Here is a 14292-nt window from a genome sequence, read left to right as displayed (position 1 = left end):
GGCGTGAAAAGCTGGCCTATCGTGCCTTCCGATATCGACGATGTCGATGGGACCTATCGAACCCGCGGCTCTCCCCAAGGCGCGGCGCGCCTCGTACCTCACGGACACCGCGGCCCGGGCAAGCAGGGCCCAAGCCGCGGTCCAGTGGAGGACATCTTGATGATTCACGCGGCCAAGACCTATCAAGTCGGCGAAGCATCCATCACGCGGATCGACGAGTTGCGGCTTGCCGCATTCAAGTTCGACGCGCTCTTTCCGGGAAGCGAGCCGCAGGCGCTGGAGCGTCATCGCGACCGCCTGGAGGCGGGCTCGTTCGATGCTGCGACCGGCACCTTCATCCAAAGCATTCACAGCTGGCTGGTCAGGACGCCGCACCACACGATCCTGATCGACACGGCCACCGGCAATGACAAGAACCGGCCGGAGATCCCGCCGCTTCACCGGCTCAACGAGCCGTTCCTGGCGCGGCTGGCCGCAGCGGGTGTCACGCCGGAGCAGGTCGATTACGTGCTGCTCACGCATGTGCATGCCGACCACGTCGGCTGGAACACCCGCCTCATTGACGGGCGCTGGGTCCCGACCTTCCCGAATGCGACTTACGTGTTCTCCGCGATCGAGCAGGCCTATGGCGAGAGTCTCGCGACAGGCGCAGAGCCGACCGGACCGGCCCGCCCTGCCCCGGCCCTCGGGCCCGCGCTGCGCAAGCCGGCCGACCGCGTCTATGACGACAGCGTCCGGCCGGTGATCGAGGCCGGGCTTGCCAGGCTCATCGCGGTAGACGGAAGCGAGCTGATCGAAGGCATCTCGTTCGTTCCGACGCCCGGCCACAGCGTCGATCACGCCTCCATCCGCCTCGTCTCGCGCGGCGAGGAGGCGCTGTTCGCCGGAGACGTCATGCACCATCCGCTCCAGGTGTATGAGCCTTCGCTCAATTCCTGCTTCTGCGAATTCCCGGAGGCCGCGTTGCGCTCGCGCGCCTTCGTGCTGGAGGATGCTGCCGAGCGGGGCGCAGCCATCTTCACCACCCATTTCGCACAGTCATCGGTCGGCCGCATCAGCCGGACCGGAGGACGCTTTACCTGGCAATTCGTCTGAAAGGAGACGATCATGAATCAGCACGCTAATGCGCGCGCCGACAGGCCCGAGATCGTGGTCGAGGATCTCATGATCCCGAGCGACACGGCCGGAATCTCGCTTCACTTGCGCAACAAGCGACCCGCGGCGCTCGAGACCTTCTCCGCCGAGCGAACCATCCTGATGATGCACGGCGCGACCTATTCATCGGAAAGCCTCTTCGATACGCCACTCGGCGGCCGCTCCTTCATGGATTATCTCGCCGCCCAAGGGTACGACGTCTTCGCGCTCGACGTGCGTGGCTACGGCCAATCGACCCGCCCGCCCGAGATGGACGCGCCGCCGGAGCAGTCCGAACCGCTTGTGCGCACCGAGGTCGGTGTGCGTGACCTCGCCAGCGCCGTCGCGCATATCCTCAAGCAACGCAAGATCGCGCGCCTCAATCTGGTTGCCATGTCCTGGGGCGGCTCGGTGGCCGGTGCTTACACCGCAGGCAATAACGACAAGATCATCAAGCTTGCGCTGGTCGCGCCGCTCTGGCTGCTGCAGGGTCCGGCTCCGATCGATGCAGGCGGGCGCCTCGGCGGCTATCGCAAGGTTCCGGTGCTGGACTTCAGGGAGCGCTGGCTTTCGGCTGCGCCGGAAGCGGCACGATCGCGCTTGATCCCGGCGGGCGGCTTCGAGCACTGGGCCAGCATCTCGCTCGCGACCGACCCGTTAGGCAGCGCGCAGACGCCTGCGATCATGCGTGCGGTCAATGGCCCGATCCTGGACATTCGCGAATACTGGGCCGCCGGCAAGAGGCTCTATGATGCCGGCGACATTCGCGTCCCCGTGCTGCTGGTTCACGCCGAATGGGATCAGGACGTGCCCATCGCCTCGGCGCAGGACTTCTTCCTTTCACTGAAACATGCGCCATACCGGCGCTGGATCGAGATCGGCGAAGGCACGCACATGGTTCTCCTGGAGAAAAACCGTCTGCAGGCGTTCGACGCCATCAACCAGTTTCTCGCCGAAGATTATTGTTAACGCGCTCCTCGCTTCCGCCTGGGACACTTTTGCGGCGCGGGCCCCTGCTGCACCGCGAAATCACTCGCGCCGCAACATTCAAAAATGAGACTGCCAGTCAAGCCGAAGGAGGCCGCGATGCGTGCAGCGCATCCGACTTCGGTTAGCTTTCCTCCAAAGCCGCGGGCTTGAAGAGCCACGGGCATGCACGGTTCGTCGCGGCAACAAGCGATGACACAGGGGAGGAGCACATGTCGAAATGCAGCATCGGACTGCTCGCGTTGAGCAGCCTGTTTCTTTCGGGCGCGGCGATCGCCCAGGAAAAGATCAAGGTGGGCGTGACCGCGACGCTCGAAGGTACCTACACGGTGCTCGGCGAGGACGGCATGCGCGGCCATCAGACCGCGCTCAACGTGCTCGGCAAGAAGGTCGGCGACAAGGAACTCGAATTCATCGTCGCCTCTACCGACGCGACGCCGGACTCGGCCGTGCGCGCGGTCCGCAAGCTGATCGAGCAGGACAAGGTGCAGATCCTGCTGTCGCCGCTCTCGGGCGACGAAGGCATCGCGGTGAAGAATTTCGCCAAGACCCATCCCGAGCTGACGTTCATCAATGCAGCGTCCGGTGCGCAGGAAACGACCTATGTCGACCCTGCCCCGAACTTCTTCCGCTACAACATGGACGGCGCGCAGTGGCAGATCGGCCTCGGCAAATACGCCTATGAGGAAAAGAAGTATCGCAAGATCGCGACCGTCGGCGAGGACTATTCCTTCATCTACACCCAGGTGTTCGGGCTGGTGCTCGAGTTCTGCGGCGCCGGCGGACAGGTCACCAACCGGCAATGGGTGCCGCTGGGAACGAAGGACTTCGCCTCGGTCATCGCCGCTCTGCCCGACGACGTCGATGCCATCTATCTCGGGCTCGGCGGCGCCGATGCCGTCAACTTCCTCAACCAGTATCAGCAGGCCGGCGGCAAGGCGCATCTGATGGGTGGTTCCATCATGATCGACCAGACCATCCTGTCGTCGAAGGGCAACGCCAAGAATGCCCTGATCGGCACCATCGCGGCGAGCGGCCAGGCCGACACCTGGGAGGATCCGGGCTGGCAGAAGTTCGTGAAGGCCTATCAGGACGCCTTCCCGCCCAACAAGCGCTTCCCGAGCCCGTCGCTGCTCGCCACCAACTACTATAATTCAACCATGGCGCTGATCCTCGCACTGCGTCAGGTCAATGGCGACCTCTCCAACAACCAGGCCAAGTACAAGGAAGCACTGGCTAAGATCGAGCTCGACGCGCCGAACGGCAAGATCAAGCTCGACTCCAACCGCCAGGCGATCGGTACCAACTTCGTCACCGAGGTCGTCGACGACGGCAAGGGCGCACTGTTCAGCAAGGTCGTGAAGGTGATCCCGAACGTGAACCAGACGCTCGGCTACGATCCGGCCGTGTTCTCCAAGATTGGCCTGCCGAGCCGCACTGTGCCGGAATGTAAGAAGTACTGACGCATCACATCAGGCACGCAACCGGGGAGCGACTCGCTGACGCGGTCGCTCTCCGCTCTTGCAATCTTGGCGGTGTTGTTGAAGGCTGGCCGAAAAGACAAGAACGTTCGGGAGGGGAAGGCATGAGCCGTGCGCTCGCCGTCTTCCATGGCCGCTTCGGCCGGGCGACGGTTTATCAATTGAACCGCCCTTTCAATATCCACGCCCATCGCGAAGGTCATCTGATCTTCCATGTCGGCGGCATGCCCGCATGCATCGATGTCTCCGACGGGCATTACGATCTCACCGAGACGTCGGTCGTCGCCGTCAATCCTTGGGAACCGCACAACTTCCTGCCAACCGATCTCGACGGCGGCGCCATCTTCTTCGTGCTCTACGTCAACGCCGAATGGTTTGCGCCGGATGCCTCCGGCTCCGACCGGTTGCGCTTCGGCCGCACCCAGTTCAGGCGCACGCCCGCGCTCGACAAGCACATCAGGCGGACCGCTGCGCTCGTGTGCGGCGCACCATCGCTCTCCAGCCTGGATTCCGAGCTGAGGCGGCTGATCGACATCTGCTACGACGAAAGCTGGCAGCAGGCCGAGATCGCGCGCGATCCGCGCGCAGGCGGCGTCACCGACTTTCGCGTGCGCAAGTGCATCAAGATGATGTCGGAGAGTCCAGGCGCCGAAATCGAGCTCGACACCATTGCGCGCGAATCCGGCCTGTCGCGGCCGCATTTCTACCGGCTGTTCCGCGTGCAGACCGGCGTCACGCCGAACCTCTATCTCAACACGCTGATCATGGAACAGGCGCTCGAAGCGCTGGTGGCGAGCGAGACGCCGATCGCCGACATCGGCTTCGACCTCGGCTTCTCCTCGCAGAGCGGTTTCACGCGTTTCTTCGCTGCCAATGTCGGGATGGCCCCGACCGATTATCGTCGCGCCGCCAAGGTTTTGCGCGCCTGAGCGCAGGCCACGAAAAGATACTCACGATCAAACGTCGCCCTCGCCGCCTGGCTAGGATGCCGGCAACGCGATCCCGAAAGAGGATCGCGAGTCCAGGGAGGACGTTCGTCCATGGCAGGGCCAGCAGCCGGCAACGGCTTGCATGCCCCCTCGCCCCGCTTGCGGGGAGAGGGTTGCGGTGAACCCGCGCCTTCGGCGCGACCTCTCTACGCACGCGCAAAAGCTATCACACACGACCGCTTGGAAGGGTCTGCGCAAGCGCCTCGTCCTTCAAGACGACCGCTCCGCGGTCTCCTCAGGATGAGGCTAATCAGCATTGGGCCCGCTGAAACTGCTGCCGCATACTCTGCCTTCATCCTGAGGAGCCCGCCAAAGCGGGCGTCTCGAAGGATGGGCTGCGGAGCCTCCACCTCCGATATGCGATTGCTCCGCCGCAAGCGGGGCGAGGTGAAGCCATGAGCCGCTTCGTCGAACGCCATCCGGCCTGGGCGCTGATTACGATCATCGCGATTGCGGTCGTGCTCTGGCTGATCTTCGCGGTCTGGCCGCCGGGGCTGGAAGAGGCGATCGGCCGCAAGCGCGTCTTCCTCAACGCGGTGTTCAACGGCATCACGCTTGGCGGCCTCTACTTCCTCGTCGCCAGCGGCTTCACCCTGATCTTCGGCCTGATGCGCAACGTCAACCTCGCGCACGGCTCGCTCTATCTGTTCGGCGGCTATGTCGGCTACGCCATCAGCACATCGACCGGCTCGTGGATCCTCGGCTTCATCGTCGCCTTTATCCTGACCGCCTTTGTCGGCGTGCTGCTGCAGGTGATCGTGTTCCGCCGGATGGAGGGCCAGGATCTCAGGCAGACCATGGTGACGATCGGACTGTCGATCGTGTTTGCCGATCTCATGCTGTGGGCCTGCGGCGGTGACTTCTACCAGATCCAGACCCCGAACTGGCTGATCGGTCCGATCGAGCTGCCGCTGGTCACGGCGATTAAATCCTCGGGCGAGCCGGTCTATCTCAGATATCCGCTCGTCAGGCTCGTGATCTTCGCGGCCTCCGTGGTCATTGGCGTCGCGATGTGGCTCGCGCTCAACCGCACCCGGATCGGCATGATCGTCCGCGCCGGCGTCGACGATCGCGACATTCTCGCCGCGACCGGCGTACGCATCCAACTCGTCTTCGTCGCCGTGTTCGCCTTCGGCGCGGGGCTTGCGGGCATCGCCGGCGTCGTCGGCGGCACATTCCAGTCCTTATCGCCCGGCGAAGACATCCGCTTCCTGCTGGCGTCCCTCGTCGTCGTGATCGTGGGCGGCATGGGCTCGATCCCGGGCGCGGCGCTCGGTGCGGTGATCATCGGCCTCGCCGAGCAGCTCGGCTCGGTCTACATCCCGACCTACGCCATCGTCGTGACCTTCCTGATCATGGTGGTGGTGCTGGCGATCCGGCCGCAAGGCCTATTGGCGAGGCGCTGAGATGTCGCTCGCCCACGAAGCCCCCGTCGCCGTAGGCCGCGCCACCAAGGCGCAGCGGCCGACCCGGACATGGCCGGAGATCAACAACCCCGCCGCCTGGGCCGTCGCGGCCATCCTCCTGGTCATGCCGCTAATCGCGAGCGGCTTCTTCCTGATCGAGATCTTCGCCACCACGCTGATCCTCGGCACCATGGCGCTGAGCCTGATGTTCCTCGCCGGCTATGGCGGCATGGTCAGCCTGATGCAGCTTACCATTGCGGGCTTCTCGGCCTACATGGTCGCCGTGTTCGGCGTCAGCGGCAACGCCAATATCAGCCTGGGTTGGCCGTGGTGGCTCGCAGTGCCGATGGCGCTGGCGCTGGCGACCGCCTTCGGCACCCTCGGCGGCGCGCTCGCGGTGCGCACCGAAGGCATCTACACCATCATGATCACGCTCGCCATTGGCGCCGCCTTCTACTATTTCACCAACCAGAACTGGGCGATCTTCAACGGCCATACCGGCATCAACAACGTGGCGACGCCGCACTTCTGGGGCGTGAACTGGCGCGCCGACATCCCCTTCTATTATGTCGTGCTCGCGGTCGCCGCGCTCTGCTACTTCGCGGTCGAATATGTCTCGCGCGCCCCGTTCGGCCTCGCGCTTCAGGGTGTGCGCGACAATCCGCGGCGCATGGCGGCGCTCGGCTTCAACGTCAATGCGCACCGCGTCGCAGCCTATGCCTTCGCGTCTTTCGTCGCCGCGCTCGCCGGCGTGCTCCAGGTCTGGAACTATCGCCAGATCTCGCCGGGCTCGGTCAGCGTCGGGGCCTGCATCGACGTGCTGATCATCGCCGTCGTCGGCGGCATCACGCGCCCGATCGGTCCCTACATCGGCGCGCTGATCTTCGTGCTGCTACGCACCTTCGCGCTCGACTTCCTGGTCCGGCTCGGGCTCGACGGCAACCGCTTCCGCCTGCTGATCGGGCTCGGCTTCCTCGCCATCGTGTTCTGGTCCTCGGACGGGGTCATCGGCCTCTGGCAGCGCTGGCGTCAGTATCAACGGCGCGAGGTGAGCCGCTCCGGCGGAGGGCGCCACCATGGATAGCGTCGCCCAACGCCTCTCCGTCGTCGGTGCCGGCGCTGCACTGGAGCTGCGCGGCGTGACGCGGCTGTTCGGCGCGCTCGCGGCGCTGACCGACGTCACCATTACCGTGCGACCGGGCGAGCGGCGCGCCGTGCTCGGCTCGAACGGTGCCGGCAAGACCACGCTGTTCAACTGCATCACGGGCGACTTCCCGCCCTCCTCCGGCACCATCCGCTTCTTCGGCGAGGACGTGACGCATTTCCCGCCTTATGAGCGCATCCGCCGCGGGTTGCGTCGCACTTACCAGATTTCGGCGCTGTTCCCCGGCCTCACCGTACAGGACAACGTCTATCTCGCCTGCCGCGGCGTCTCGCGCGGACGCTTCTCGTTCCTGCGTCCGGGACAGAATGATGCGCTGATGCATGCGGCCGACAATCTCGTGCAGGCTGTGCATCTATCCGCCGTGAAGGACCAGCGCGTGGCCGAGCTCGCGCACGGCCAGCAGCGCCAGCTCGAAATCGCGCTCGCGCTCGCCGGCGCGCCGCGCTTCGTGCTGTTCGACGAGCCGGCCGCCGGCCTCTCTCCGACGGAGCGGGCCGAGCTGATCGAGATCCTGACCTCCCTGCCCGCCCATATCGGCTACATCATCATCGAGCACGACATGGACGTTGCTCTGCGCGTCGTCGAGAGCGTCACGATGATGCACAACGGCCGCATCTTCAAGGAGGGCCTGCCGGAAGAAATTCAATCCGACCCTGAAGTGCAGGAGCTTTATCTCGGAGGCGGCCATGAATGAGGTCCGCCGCAGCGGTGCCGCACTCGAGGTCCGCGGCCTCGACGTCTATTACGGCCACTCGCATGCGCTGCAAGGCGTCGATCTCACGCTGGAGAGCGGTGTGTTCTCCGTCGTCGGCCGCAACGGCATGGGCAAGACCACGCTGTGCAAGGCGATCATGGGGCTGGTCGGCGTGAGCGGCGGATCGATCCGCGTGCGCGGCGAGGATGTCACGCGGCGGCCGCCGGCCCAGATCGCGCGGCTCGGCGTCGGCTATGTGCCGCAGGGCCGCCGTCTGTGGCGCTCACTCAGCGTCGACGAGCACCTGCGGCTCGCCGGCGGCCTGCGTTCGGGCGCCTGGACCGTCGAGCGCATCTACGACACCTTTCCCCGGCTCGCCGAGCGTCGGGATCACGGCGGCGGCCAGCTGTCCGGCGGCGAACAGCAGATGCTGGCGATCTCGCGCGCGCTGCTCACCAATCCGCATCTGCTCATCATGGACGAGCCGACCGAAGGCCTCGCGCCCGTCATCGTCGCGCAGGTCGAGGAGATGCTGCTGCGGCTGGGCGAAGACGGCGACATGTCCGTGCTCGTGATCGAGCAAAACATCGGCGTCGCCACCGCGATTTCGCGCAACGTCGCGATCATGGTCAACGGCCGCATCAATCGCATCATCGACTCCGCGCGCCTTGCGGCGGACCGGGAACTGCAGCAGCGCCTGCTCGGCGTCGGGCTTCATGCGGAGCTCGAACCGGAGATCGACGTCGCGGCATCCGCCGCCGAAACGAAGCCGACGCCGGTGCCCCGCCGCGACGGGCCGGTGCGCATTTACATCTCCAACCCGACGCTGCCGACGCGATGGTCGCAACCGGTACCGATCGCGCGCATCGAGGCCGCGGCGCGGACGCTCTCGACGCAAGTCGCGCGGCTCGACGAGACGGCGCGGCGCAAGCGCGAGCCGGTGACGGCGCAGGCCTCGGGCCCTCCGGTGGTGCTGGTCGTCGGCACGCTCGATACCAAGGGCCAGGAGCTGCGCTACATCCGCGACATCATCGCCGAAAGCGGCCTGCGCACGCGGCTAGTCGACGTCTCGACCAGTGGCAAGCATTCTTCCTGCGATGTCTCCGCGCAGGAGATCGCCCTGAACCACGGCCGCGGTGGCTCCGCCGTGTTCGGCACTGACCGTGGTGCCGCGGTGACCGCAATGGCAGATGCGTTTGCGAACTGGCTGCGGCGCCAGGGCAATGTCGCCGGCGTGATCTCGGCCGGCGGCTCGGGCGCGGCCTCGCTGGTCGCCCCGGGCATGCGCGCGCTGCCGGTCGGCGTGCCCAAGCTGATCATCTCCTCGGTCGCATCAGGCGATGTCGGGCCCTATGTCGGCCCGGCCGACATCACCATGATGTACTCGGTCACCGACGTACAGGGGCTGAACTCGATCTCGCGCGCGGTGCTGGCCAACGGTGCCAATGCGCTCGCCGGCATGGTCAAGGCGCGGCTCGACGCGCGTGCCGCAACGGCGCGCGAGGCCGGCGGGCTGCCCGCAATCGGCATCACCATGTTCGGCGTCACCACGCCGGCCGTGCAGAAGATCGCTAGCGACCTGCGCGAGGATTTCGAGTGCCTGGTGTTCCATGCCACCGGCGTCGGCGGACGCTCGATGGAGAAGCTCGTCGAGTCCGGCCAGCTCGCCGGGGTGATCGACCTCACCACGACTGAGGTCTGCGACCTCTTGATGGGAGGCGTGTTTCCCGCCACCGAAGACCGCTTTGGTTCGGTCATCCGCAGCCGCCTGCCCTATGTCGGCTCCGTCGGCGCGCTCGACATGGTCAATTTCGGCGCGCCCGACACCATTCCCGAACGCTATCGCGGCCGCAAATTCCACGTCCACAATCCGCAGGTGACGTTGATGCGGACCACTGTGGAAGAGAACGAGCGCATGGGCCGCTGGATCGGCGAGCGGCTGAACCAGATGGATGGGCCGGTGCGCTTCTTCCTGCCCGAGGGCGGCGTCTCCGCCCTCGACGCGCGGGGACAGCCGTTCTGGGATCCGGACGCCGACGCCGCGCTGTTCCGCACGCTGGAGCGCACCGTGCGCCAGACCGGCAACCGCCAGCTCATTCGCACGCCTAAGAACATCAACGATCCCGATTTCGCCGCCGCCATCGTCAGTACGTTTCGAACCCTGTTCGGGCGCACCGGTGGGCGGCGGAGACTCGCGAGGTGACCGATGGCCAGGTTTGAACGCACGGCGCTGCTGAAGAGGTTTCGCGACATGGCAAGGCGCGGTGAGCCGATCGTCGGCGGCGGCGCCGGCACCGGGCTCTCAGCCAAATGCGAGGAAGCCGGCGGCGTCGACCTCATCGTCATCTACAATTCCGGCCGCTACCGCATGGCCGGGCGTGGCTCGCTCGCGGGCCTGATGGCGTATGGCGATGCCAACGCCATCGTGCTGGAAATGGCGAACGAAGTGCTCCCCGTGGTCGACCAGACCCCGGTGTTGGCGGGCGTCAACGGCACCGATCCCTTCCGCGACATGGACGTCTTTCTCGACCAGCTGAAGGCGCTCGGCTTTGCCGGCGTCCAGAACTTTCCGACCGTCGGCCTGATCGACGGTACCTTCCGCGCCAATCTCGAAGAGACCGGCATGTCCTATGCGCTCGAGATCGACATGATCGCCAAGGCGCACGACAAAGACATGCTGACAACGCCCTACGTGTTCAGCGAGAAGGAAGCCGCGGCGATGGCGATCGCCGGCGCCGACATCATCGTCTGCCACATGGGCCTGACGACCGGCGGCACGATCGGTGCGCAGACCGCGCCAAAGCTCAGGGACTGCCCGGCGCGGATCGACACCTGGGCCACCGCCGCGCTCAGCGTCAATCCGGACATCCTGGTGCTGGCGCATGGCGGCCCGATCGCCGATCCCGCGGACGCCGATTTCATCATGAAGAACACCCGTCATTGCCACGGCTTCTACGGGGCGTCCTCGATGGAGCGGCTGCCGGTGGAACGAGCGCTGACGGAACAGGTGCGGCAATTCAAGGCGATCGGCGCGCGATGACGCCTGATAGGTTCGAGGGAGGGAAAGATGTCAGGGATGTTGGTCGGTGAATTGATCCTCTGGCTGATCGTCGCGATCATCGTGATCGTGGTTGGCGTCTATATCGTGAACTGGCTCTACCACCGCTCCTCCAAGGAGACCTCGTTCGTCCGCACCGGCTTCCTCGGCGAACGCGTGGTGATCAATGGCGGCGCCTTCGTGCTGCCTTTCATTCATGACTACACGCCCGTCAACATGAACGTGCTGCCGATGGGCATCGTGCGGTCGAAGCAGGATGCGGTGATCACCCGCGACCGCATGCGCGTCGACATCGAGGCCGACTTCTACGTCCGCGTCCAGCCGACCCGGGAAGCCGTCTCCATCGCCGCGGCGACGCTCGGCCGCCGCACCCTGGAACCCGGGCAGCTGCATGCACTGCTGGCCGGCAAGTTCATCTCCGCGATCCGCTCGGTCGCCTCCGAAATGACCATGGAGGAGATGCACGAGCGGCGCGGCGACTATGTCGCGCGGGTCAAGACCGAAGCGGCGGAAGCTCTCGCCCAGAACGGCCTCGAGCTGGAATCGGTCGCGATCACCGATCTCGACCAGACTGACCTTGAGTTCTTCAACCCTTCGAACCGGTTCGACGCCGAAGGCCTGACCCGGTTGATGGAGGACATCGAGGCCAGACGCAAGCTGCGTAACGACATCGAACAGGATTCGATGATCAAGATCCGCTCACGCAACCTGGAGGCCGAACGGCAGGCGCTCGAGATCGAGCGCGAGAGCGAAACCGCGCGCCTCGAGCAGGAACGCGACATCGAGATGCGGCGTGCGCTTCAGCGCACCGAAGTCGCGCGCGAGCGGGCGCTGCGCGAGACCGAGGCGGAACAGGCGCAGATTTCCGCGCGCGAGGCCATCGAGCGCGCCCGCATCGCCAATGAGCAGGCGATCGCCGAGGCCCGCATCGCCTCGGAGCGCGAGACCCGCCAGAAGGAGATCGAGCGGACCCGCACCATCGAGGAGAAGGAGCTGCTGGCGCGCGAGGAGATCGAGAAGACAAGGATCGCCAACCAGCGCTCGATCGACACCACCCGCATCGCCTCCGAACGCGAAGTCCGCCAGCGCGAGATCGAGCGGATGCGCACGGTCGAAGAGGCCGAGATCGCCGCGCGCGAGGCCATCGAGAAGGCACGGATCCAGCAGGACCGCGTCGTCACCGATGCCCGCATCGCCAACGAGGAAGAGACGCGCCGCCGCGAGATCGAGCGCACCCGCGCTGTCGACGAAGCCGAGATTGCCGCACGCGAGGCCACCGAAAAAGCCCGCATCGCTCAGACCATGATTGTCAATGTCGAGCGCATCTCCTCGGACGAGCGCACCCGCGCGCTGGAGATCCAGCAGGTGCGGACCATCCAGGAGGCCGAGATCGAGGCCCAGCGCGCGGTGGAGGCCGCCCGCATCGCCCGGGAGCGGACGCTGGCCGCCGAGCGCATCGCCGCCGAACAGAACACGCGGCAGCTGGAGATCGAGCGCAACCAGGCGCTCGACGTCGCCGGCATCGCCGCGCGCGAGACCACGGAAGCCTCGCGTATCGCGCAGGAGGAGCGCGTGCGCTCGCTCGAGATCGCCCGCAACCGCGCCGTCGAAGAAGCCGACATCGCCTCGCGCGAGGCGATCGAGGCGGCCCGCATCGCCCAAGAGAAGGCGGTTGCGGCCGAGCGCATCCAGGCCGAACGCGAGACGCGCGCGCTGGAGATCGAGCGCACCGGCCTCCTCGAGGCCGCCGAGCTGAAGCGGCGCGACGCCATCGAGCGGCAGCGCGTCACGGTCGATCTGGCGCTCGAGGCCGAGCGCATCAATTCCTCAAAGAAGCGCGAAGTGCTCAACATCGAGCATAAGAAGGCGATCGAGATCGCGGACGAGGACCGCGTCATCGCGCTGTCGACCAAGAAGTCCGAGCGGATCGACGCCGACCGCCAGGTCCGGCAAGCCGAGATCGTCGCGCGCAAGGAGGTCGAGACCACCGACGTCTCGCGCGAGCAGGCGCTGGAAGCCGCCCGCATCGAGCGGCGACGTGCGATCGAGCAACTCGAGGTCGCCCGCGTGCAGTCGCTGCAGGAAGCCGAGATCGCCGCGCGCGAGGAGGTCGAGCGTGCCCGCATCGCCTCCGACCGCGGCCTCGACGAGGCGCGCATCGGCCGCGAGCGCGAGCTGCGCAAGCTCGAGGTCAATCGCGAGAAGGACGTCGAGACGGTGCTGATGGAAAAGGCCATCGCCATCCATCAGAAGTCCTTGGAGGAGTCCGCCGCGCGCGCCGCCGCCGAGGAGGCACGGATCCGGGCGACCGAAGCCGCCGAGCGCGTCGTCACCGCCCGCGAGAGCGAGATCGCCAAGCGGCGCAAGACCGTGGAGGTCCTGCTGGCGGAGAAACAGGCCGAGGAGACCCGCATCGCGGCCGAGGCCGAGCGTGTGCGCGCGGCGGTCGAAGCCGAGGCGCAGCGGATGCTGAACGAGGCCGAGAACGTGCTGACCGATCAGGCGCGCTACTCGCTGTTCCGCCGCAAGCTGCTCGACCGCATCGAGGGCATCGTGCGCGAGAGCGTCAAGCCGATGGAGAAGATCGAGGGCATCCGTATCCTCCAGGTCGACGGCCTCAATGGCAACGGCCACGGCAACGGCAATGGCGGCCGCAGCGCCACCGACGAGGTGATCGACTCGGCGCTGCGCTACCGCGTCCAGGCGCCGCTGATCGACTCCATCCTGTCCGACATCGGTGTCGAGGGCGGCAGTCTCGCCAAGATGCCGGGGCTGATCCGCGAAGCCCGCGACATGCAGGGCATCAAGGAGGCCGCGCGCAAGGGTAGCGGCGGAGGTGGTGGCGGTGGCGACAAGCCGGCGGCCTCCTCGCCCGCGGCCGAGGGTGGCGAGCCGCCGGCCGAGCGCGGGCCGCGGAAGAAGAGCTGAGGTCTTGAGCGATGGCCCGCGTCTACGTCTCCACTGTCGTCAACGCCCGCAATGACCGCGTCTGGGCGCGGGTACGCGATTTCAACGGCCTGCCGAACTGGCATCCGGCCATCGCCGAAAGCCGGATCGAGGGCGGCGAGCCCGCCGACAAGATCGGCTGTGTCAGGGATTTCCGGCTGCGCAACGGTGACCGCATCCGCGAGAAGCTGCTCGGCCTCTCCGACTACGACATGTTCTGCACCTATTCGATCCTGGAATCGCCGATGGGCGTCGAGAACTACGTCGCCACCCTGCGGCTCACGCCTGTCACCGACGGCGACCAGACCTTCATGGAATGGACCGCCGAATTCGACTGCGCGCCGGAACGGGAGACCGAGCTCGTCAGCAATATCGGCGGCGGCGTATTCCAGGGTGGCTTCGACGCCCTGAAGCGTGTGTTCGGAGGCTAGC

Annotated in this window: 11 protein-coding genes; all 11 read left to right on the top strand. The window is 66.2% G+C overall.

From position 1 onward, the window contains the following. The first annotated feature begins 159 nt into the window (after window positions 1–159). The 11 genes from DCG74_RS19275 to DCG74_RS19225 all read left to right on the top strand — a co-directional run bounded on the left by DCG74_RS19275 (window position 160) and on the right by DCG74_RS19225 (window position 14291). A complete protein-coding gene (locus tag DCG74_RS19275; RefSeq protein WP_172784641.1) occupies window positions 160–1095 on the top strand; it encodes an MBL fold metallo-hydrolase in 936 nt (311 codons plus the stop codon). Window positions 1096–1107: 12 nt separating this feature from the next. Continuing rightward, window positions 1108–2103 (top strand): alpha/beta hydrolase, encoded by a 996-nt coding sequence (locus tag DCG74_RS19270; RefSeq protein WP_172784510.1) that lies wholly within the window; start codon window positions 1108–1110, stop codon window positions 2101–2103. A 230-nt stretch (window positions 2104–2333) separates the two neighbouring features. Beyond that, window positions 2334–3584 (top strand): ABC transporter substrate-binding protein, encoded by a 1251-nt coding sequence (locus DCG74_RS19265; protein ID WP_172784509.1) that lies wholly within the window; start codon window positions 2334–2336, stop codon window positions 3582–3584. A 122-nt stretch (window positions 3585–3706) separates the two neighbouring features. Continuing rightward, a complete protein-coding gene (locus DCG74_RS19260) occupies window positions 3707–4531 on the top strand; it encodes an AraC family transcriptional regulator (RefSeq protein ID WP_172784508.1) in 825 nt (274 codons plus the stop codon). A gap of 455 nt (window positions 4532–4986) precedes the next feature. Beyond that, window positions 4987–5997, top strand: coding sequence for a branched-chain amino acid ABC transporter permease (locus DCG74_RS19255; RefSeq protein ID WP_172784507.1), 1011 nt, complete (start codon window positions 4987–4989; stop codon window positions 5995–5997). Between the two features lies 1 nt (window position 5998). Then, entirely contained in the window at window positions 5999–7081 is a 1083-nt protein-coding gene (locus DCG74_RS19250; protein ID WP_172784506.1) for a branched-chain amino acid ABC transporter permease, read from the top strand. Beyond that, window positions 7074–7856: an ABC transporter ATP-binding protein gene (locus DCG74_RS19245; RefSeq protein ID WP_172784505.1), complete on the top strand. Its 783-nt coding sequence runs from the start codon at window positions 7074–7076 to the stop codon at window positions 7854–7856. The genes DCG74_RS19250 and DCG74_RS19245 overlap by 8 nt, the downstream gene beginning before the upstream one ends. After that, a complete protein-coding gene (locus tag DCG74_RS19240) occupies window positions 7849–10059 on the top strand; it encodes an ABC transporter permease (protein ID WP_172784504.1) in 2211 nt (736 codons plus the stop codon). The genes DCG74_RS19245 and DCG74_RS19240 overlap by 8 nt, the downstream gene beginning before the upstream one ends. A gap of 3 nt (window positions 10060–10062) precedes the next feature. Then, complete coding sequence (locus DCG74_RS19235; protein WP_172784503.1) at window positions 10063–10896, top strand: phosphoenolpyruvate hydrolase family protein; 834 nt, start codon at window positions 10063–10065, stop codon at window positions 10894–10896. A gap of 27 nt (window positions 10897–10923) precedes the next feature. Beyond that, complete coding sequence (locus DCG74_RS19230) at window positions 10924–13842, top strand: flotillin family protein (protein ID WP_172784502.1); 2919 nt, start codon at window positions 10924–10926, stop codon at window positions 13840–13842. 11 nt (window positions 13843–13853) lie between these two features. Next, the gene (locus DCG74_RS19225; protein WP_018318067.1) at window positions 13854–14291 is read left to right on the top strand and encodes an SRPBCC family protein; all 438 of its coding nucleotides are present in this window, start codon (window positions 13854–13856) and stop codon (window positions 14289–14291) included. Window position 14292 lies beyond the last annotated feature (1 nt).

Origin of the sequence: Bradyrhizobium sp. WBAH42 (genome assembly GCF_024585265.1) — a bacterium.
Lineage (GTDB): Bacteria > Pseudomonadota > Alphaproteobacteria > Rhizobiales > Xanthobacteraceae > Bradyrhizobium.
The sequence above is the reverse complement of the archived record's forward strand: the minus strand, read 5'-3'. Positions and strand labels throughout refer to the sequence as shown.